Raw genomic sequence first — 6,406 nt, forward strand, 5'->3', positions numbered from 1 at the left:
CTTCACCGGCTTCAAATCGAATGGAACGGACGGCATTCAGCGCCGCGGACGGATGACGGTATTGACGCATGAAAGCCCGTTCAGTGCGGACATGATGCGCGTCAAATGCTTCAGGTCCCTGACCTCGAGGTCGATCTGGATGTCGTAGAAATCCATGTCGCGCTGCGCAAGAGACAGGTTCGAAATATTGCTGCCATAGTCGGCGATCAACGTGGCGATATGTCCGAGTGAACCCACCTCGTTTTTCGCCGTGACCCGCAAGCGCGCGGGAAAGGTCTGCGGGTGCTCGGGATCGATATCCCAGGTGGCGTCGATCCAGCGGGTCGTGTCGCCGTCGAATTCCTCGAGTGCCGGTGTATCGATCGGGTAGATGGTGATCCCCTCGCCGGGCATCATGATGCCGACGATGCGCTCGCCGGGCAGCGGGAACATGTCGGGCGCGAAACGGATCGCCAGGCCCGCAGCCCTGCCGGTCACGCGCACGGCGCTATCCTGCACGTCCTTGCCATTGCCCTTGATCGTCCGCTTGCGCCCATTCTTCAGCGATTGCTCCGTCGGGTAGACGGTCTGCATCACCTGCTGCGCGCTCAGCGTCCCGTCGCCGACCGCCGCCATCAGCTCGTCGAGGTCGGGCTTCCGGAGCGGCCCGAGCGCGCGTTCGAGGATGGTATCGCTCGCATCCTTGCCCGCCGCATCGAAAGCGCTCTTCACGATCTGGCGCCCGAGACGGCTGAACTCGGCCTGCTTCGTCGCGCGGATCGAACGGCGGATCGCGGAGCGCGCCTTCCCCGTCGCAACGAAGGCTTCCCATGCGGGAGACGGACGCTGCGCCTGCGAGCGGATGATCTCCACCTCGTCGCCGTTTTCAAGGCGCGTGCGAAGCGGCATGTGGCGGCCATTGATCTTGCTGCCGACGCAGGTGTCGCCGACATCGGTATGCACCGCATAGGCAAAGTCGATCGGCGTTGCTCCGCGCGGCAGGGTGATGAGAAGGCCGTTCGGCGTGAAGCAGAAGACCTGGTCGGAATACATCTGGAGTTTCGTGTGCTCCAGAAACTCTTCCGGCGAGGCGCCGTGCTCCAGCATTTCTATGAGCTGACGAAGCCAGTGGAACGTCGCCGCGAACTCGCCCGACGCGTCGGCGCCCGCCCCGCTTTCCTTGTAGATCCAGTGCGCGGCGATGCCGTATTCGGCAACCTCATGCATCTTGCGGGTGCGTACCTGCACCTCGGCGCGCTTCTTCTGCGGCCCGATCATCGTCGTGTGGATCGAACGATATCCGTTCGCCTTCGGCGTCGAGATGTAGTCCTTGAAGCGGCCCGGCACCATCGGCCAGTTGGTGTGGAGAATACCGACGGCCGTATAACAGTCCGGCACCTCGTTCACGATGACACGGAAACCGAAAATATCTGAGAGCTGTTCGAGCGAAATCGCGCGCCGCTCCATCTTGCGCCACATCGAATAGGGGCGCTTTTCTCGACCGAGCACCTGGCAGGAAAGGCCGCCCTCTTCGAGCTTCGTCTGGATTTCCTTCGCGATCTTCTTGACCGAGTCTCCGCTCGCCTCGCGGAACTCGTTGAGCCGCTTGATGAGCGCCTCGCGCGCCTCCGGATTGAGTTCCTTGAATGCAAGGTCCTCGAGCTCTTCGCGAATTTCCTGGATACCCATGCGGCCCGCAAGCGGCGCATAGATTTCCATCGTCTCGAGTGCGATGCGCTGCCGCTTTTCCGCCGAGGAAATGAAATGGAGCGTGCGCATGTTGTGAAGCCGGTCGGCAAGCTTCACCAGCAACACCCGGATGTCGTTCGACATCGCGAGCAGGAACTTGCGGAAATTCTCTGCCTGCTTCGAACGTTCGGAGGTGAGTTCGATGCGCGTGAGCTTCGTCACCCCGTCCACGAGTCCGGCGACCTGCGACCCGAAGAGCTTCGTAAGCTCGTCCATGGTCGAGCCCGTATCCTCGATCGTGTCGTGCAGCAGCGCCGTCACGATAGTCGCGGTATCGAGCTTCAGGTCGGTCAGGATGCCGGCCACTTCGATCGGATGGGAGAAGTAGGGATCGCCGCTGGCACGCTTCTGGCTGCCATGCTGCTTCATGGCATAGACATAGGCACGGTTGATCAGGGCTTCGTCCGCTTTCGGATCGTAGCCGAGCACGCGATCGACGAGCTCATACTGACGCAACATGCCTGAAATTCTCCTGCGTCCTCTCTTGCAAACTTCCTAACGTCGCCCAAACGAAAAGCGCCGCCCCTCACCTTGCGGCCGGGCGGCGCTTGAAACCGAATGACGTCTGGGCCTGGGGCCGCGTTCCCGGCCTATCTTCGCCCTTCCTCAGTCTTCCCCGTCCATGTCGTCCGCGTCGGCCGACTTCTGCTGCGGCGAGTCGATCTGGCTCTGAATCGCGCGCAGAAGCTCCTCTTCGCTCATGCGGTCACCGCCCTCTTCCGAAGAACCGAAGGTATCCTGCACTTCGACAGACGCCTCGCCGGCCATCAGAAGCTGCATGTTTTCGACTTCCGGCTCTTCCGTTTCGACACGGCTTTGCAGGCTGCCGATCAGGTCTTCGCGAAGATCTTCCGGCAAAATCGTCTTATCGGCGATCTCACGGAGCGCCACGACCGGGTTCTTGTCGTTGTCGCGGTCGACAGTAAGCTCAGCGCCAGCCGACATGGCGCGCGCGCGGTGCGCCGAGAGCAGAACCAGCTCAAATCGGTTGGGCACCTTGTCGACGCAATCTTCAACGGTCACGCGGGCCATTCGAAACTCCGGTATGCAGGATCAAGATTTGGCCTGTATGTAGGGGTTCGAAAGGTAGAAAGCAAGCCGGAACAGGCTCTTACGCGCCAAACTGCGACGATTTCAGCTCTCCGCCCGCCGGACCGCCCGGACTTCCCCCTCAGGCAGCGCCGCGATCAGGTCCCCCACACTCCGCCCCGTCACGGGATGGCGCCAGTCCGGCGCCACATCCCGGAGCGGCAACAACACGAACGCCCGCCCCGAAATACCTGGATGAGGCAGCGCGAGCGGCAGAGGCCCTGCCCCGGCCTCGCGCCCGGTCGGGCCTGTCGGAACAATGACTTTGCCGCGGAAATCCAGCAGATCGAGGTCGAGCGGCCGTGGCCCCCAGCGCTCCCGCCGGACCCGGCCGAAATACGCCTCCAGCCTGTGCAGCTTGTCGAGCAGGGCTCTTGGAGGGTCCGCCGCTTCGACAACCGCCACGGAATTCACATAATCCGGTTGTATATAACTCGCGAGCGCCGGCGTCCTGTAGAATGGCGCCACCGCAACGACCTTGATCCCGAAGGCCGGCATCATGGCGAGCGCCGCCCGCAGCGTGTCGGCGGGAGGGCCCTGGACGGTTGGGAGGTTGCCGCCGAGCGCGATCAGGATTCGGCTGGCCATGGTCTCTCCCGGCCACGTGCTGCCTTGTCTGTAAAACAGCCATAAACTTGCGGAATCATGGGCTTCGGTCGTATTCCTCTTTCGCCGCTCCTGCTGGGCAAGCGCGGCATATTTTATGGCATAAGGGTCCCGGGGGCTTCGGGAGTTCACCAATGATTTTCTATCCGCATGAGCGCATAGCGCTGTTTATCGACGGTGCAAATCTTTACTCGGCCGCCCGTGGTCTTGGTTTCGACATCGATTACAAGCGGCTCCTCACCCACTTCCGCGGCAAAGGTACGCTGATCCGCGCCTTTTACTACACCGCCCTCCTCGACGATCAGGAATATTCGCCGCTCCGTCCCCTGATCGACTGGCTCGACTACAATGGCTACGCCGTCGTGACCAAACCGGCCAAGGAATTCACGGACGCGACCGGCCGCCGCCGTATCAAGGGCAACATGGACATCGAACTCGCAATCGATGCCCTCGAAATCGCCGACAAGCTCGATCACATGATTCTCTTTTCCGGGGATGGTGACTTCCGCCGTCTGGTTGACGCCGTGCAGCGCCGCGGCAAGCGCGTGACCGTGGTTTCGACCATGCGCAGCCAGCCCCCCATGATTGCCGACGAGTTGCGGCGGCAGGCCGACCAATTCATCGACCTCGAAACGCTTCGCGACACGATAGGCCGCAACCACGCGGACCGCCCGGCCGCGCCGATCCGAAACGACGATGACGGCTACGATTATGACGATGAAGAAGAGGACGACGACGAACTCGAACGTCCAGCTCGCGCCTGATCGCCTCGTGCCCGTTTCTCTCGAAGCCGAAGCGCCGCTCGACTGTCCGCTCTGCCCCCGGCTCGTCGCCTATCGCGAGGCGAACGATGTCGCGCATCCGGACTGGTTCAACGCGCCCGTCCCCTCTTTTGGTGACGCGAAAGCCCGCCTGCTCATCGTCGGGCTCGCCCCCGGCGTGCAAGGTGCAAATCGCACCGGCCGGCCTTTCACTGGAGATTTTGCGGGCGACCTCCTCTACGGAACACTCCTCGAATTCGGCTTCGCGCGCGGCACCTATCAAGCGCGGCCGGACGACGGTCTCACGCTCACCGGCGCCATGATCACCAACGCCGTGCGCTGCGTCCCCCCGCAAAACAAGCCGACACCCGCCGAAGCGAAGAACTGCCTCGGCTTCCTGAAAGCGCGCATCGGCGCCCTGCCCGATCTTGAAATTATCCTCGCTCTCGGCCGCATCGCGCATGATGCCGTGCTTTCGGCGAGAGGCGTAAAGAAGAGCGCCGCGACTTTCGCTCACGGTGCGGAGCACGACATCGGCTCAGGCCTTCGTCTCTTCGACAGCTATCACTGCTCGCGCTACAACACGAACACAAGACGTCTGACGCCGGAGATGTTCCATTCCGTGTTTGCTGAAATCAGAAAGCGCATCGACGGCTGAGCGTCGCTAGCCCTTTTCGCGCAGAAGCCGCGCCTTGTCGCGCTCCCAGCTCCGCTCTTTCAGCGTCTCGCGCTTGTCGGCGAGCTTCTTGCCCTGCGCGAGCCCGATCTCGACCTTCACGCGGCCACGGTCGGTGAAATACATGCGCAGCGGAACGATCGTCATACCCTGCCGCTGCACCGCCGCCATGAGTTTGTCGATCTCGCGCCGGTGAAGCAGAAGCTTCCGCGGCCGCCGCGTCTCGTGGTTGAACTGGTTCGCCTGGAGATAGACGGGGATATAGGCGTTGACGAGCATGATCTCGCCGCTCTTCGTCACCTGGGCATAGGCCTCGTTGAGGCTGGCCTGCCCGCCGCGCAGCGACTTCACCTCGCTCCCCTTGAGCTCGATGCCCGCCTCGAACGTCTCGCCAATGCTGTAGTTGAAGCGCGCCTTGCGGTTATCCGCAATGATCTTGCTCCCGTCACCGGGCTTCTTCTTGGCGCCACCGCTTTTGGAGGACATCGCTCCCCGATTTCCCGCTCGTCAGTTGAGGAGGCCGACGCTGCGCATCGCGCTCCGCACCTGCTCTTCGGTCGCAGCACTTGCCGGCACCAACGGAAGCCGCAGTTCGTTCGCGCAGAACCCGAGCAGGCTTGCCGCATACTTCGCGGGCGCCGGATTCGGATCGAGGAACAAGGCGTGATGGAGCGGCATCAGCCGGTCCTGAATCTCGAGCGCCTTCTTGAAGTCGCCGGCCAGCGTCGCGTCCTGGAATTCGGCACAGAGCTTCGGCGAGATATTCGCCGTGACGGAAATACAGCCGACCCCGCCATGTGCGTTGAAACCCAGCGCCGTCGCATCCTCGCCGGACAGCTGGCAGAACTCCGTCCCCATCGTCTGACGCTGCAGGCTCACGCGGGCGAGATTGGCCGTCGCATCCTTCACCCCCACGATGTTCTTCAATTCGAACAGCCGGGTCATCGTCTCGAGCGAAATGTCGACGATGGTCCTTCCGGGGATATTGTAGAGGATGATCGGAATATCGACGGCATCGTTCACCGCCTTGAAGTGCCGGTAGATGCCCTCCTGCGACGGCTTGTTGTAGTAGCCCGTCACGCTCAGCACTGCGTCCGCACCGGCCTGCTTGGCGAAGGCTGTCAGCTCGATCGCCTCAACGGTGTTGTTGGACCCTGCCCCGGCAATCACGGGCACCCGGCCCCGCGCCGTCTTGATGCAGAGTTCCACCACCCGCTTGTGTTCGTCGTGGGAGAGTGTCGGCGACTCGCCGGTCGTCCCGCAGGGGACGAGGCCATGAGTGCCCTGCTCGATCTGCCATTCCACCAGTTTGACGAACGCAGCCTCATCCACCTTGCCGTCCCTGAACGGCGTAATGAGTGCGACGAACGATCCCTTGAACATGGCTTTAGGCTCCGTTGCCCCGATTTCCGAGGGAGGGGGGTACTCCCGAAGGCGCGCAAGATAACCATAAGCGGCTGAACCGGCAAGGAAACCGCCAGTTCCGCAGCATATGGCCTATTGCGGCGCGTGTTAGCACATGAGTAGTCTGAATGGTGGAATATCT

Annotated in this window: 7 protein-coding genes; 2 read left to right on the plus strand and 5 right to left on the minus strand. The window is 62.3% G+C overall.

Annotated elements, in window-relative coordinates; translation table 11 throughout:
• Positions 1-36: 36 nt before the first annotated feature.
• From ACKUUH_RS11145 to folK, 3 genes are all read right to left on the minus strand, one after another.
• Entirely contained in the window at positions 37-2,187 is a 2,151-nt protein-coding gene (locus tag ACKUUH_RS11145; RefSeq protein WP_407949992.1) for a RelA/SpoT family protein, read from the minus strand.
• Between the two features lie 147 nt (positions 2,188-2,334).
• Positions 2,335-2,760: a DNA-directed RNA polymerase subunit omega gene (rpoZ, locus tag ACKUUH_RS11150; protein WP_407949993.1), complete on the minus strand. Its 426-nt coding sequence runs from the start codon at positions 2,758-2,760 to the stop codon at positions 2,335-2,337.
• 102 nt (positions 2,761-2,862) lie between these two features.
• Entirely contained in the window at positions 2,863-3,405 is a 543-nt protein-coding gene (folK, locus tag ACKUUH_RS11155) for a 2-amino-4-hydroxy-6-hydroxymethyldihydropteridine diphosphokinase (RefSeq protein WP_407949994.1), read from the minus strand.
• A 155-nt stretch (positions 3,406-3,560) separates the two neighbouring features.
• On the opposite strand from folK, the gene ACKUUH_RS11160 reads away from it, so the two are divergent.
• Together ACKUUH_RS11160 and ACKUUH_RS11165 are read left to right on the plus strand one after the other, a co-directional pair.
• The gene (locus ACKUUH_RS11160; protein ID WP_407949998.1) at positions 3,561-4,187 is read left to right on the plus strand and encodes an NYN domain-containing protein; all 627 of its coding nucleotides are present in this window, start codon (positions 3,561-3,563) and stop codon (positions 4,185-4,187) included.
• On the plus strand, positions 4,135-4,842 hold the full coding sequence (locus ACKUUH_RS11165; RefSeq protein ID WP_407949999.1) for a uracil-DNA glycosylase: 708 nt from the start codon (positions 4,135-4,137) through the stop codon (positions 4,840-4,842). The genes ACKUUH_RS11160 and ACKUUH_RS11165 overlap by 53 nt, the downstream gene beginning before the upstream one ends.
• Positions 4,843-4,848: 6 nt before the next feature.
• On the opposite strand, the gene smpB is transcribed toward ACKUUH_RS11165, so the two are convergent.
• Together smpB and dapA are read right to left on the minus strand one after the other, a co-directional pair.
• Positions 4,849-5,346, minus strand: a complete 498-nt coding sequence (gene smpB, locus ACKUUH_RS11170; RefSeq protein ID WP_407949995.1) for an SsrA-binding protein SmpB — start codon at positions 5,344-5,346, stop codon at positions 4,849-4,851.
• 21 nt (positions 5,347-5,367) lie between these two features.
• Positions 5,368-6,243 carry a 4-hydroxy-tetrahydrodipicolinate synthase gene (dapA, locus tag ACKUUH_RS11175; RefSeq protein WP_407949996.1) on the minus strand — a complete coding sequence of 292 codons (876 nt, stop codon included), beginning with the start codon at positions 6,241-6,243 and terminating at the stop codon, positions 5,368-5,370.
• Positions 6,244-6,406 lie beyond the last annotated feature (163 nt).

The sequence above is a fragment of the Parvibaculum sp. genome, from assembly GCF_045863935.1.
GTDB lineage: Bacteria > Pseudomonadota > Alphaproteobacteria > Parvibaculales > Parvibaculaceae > Parvibaculum.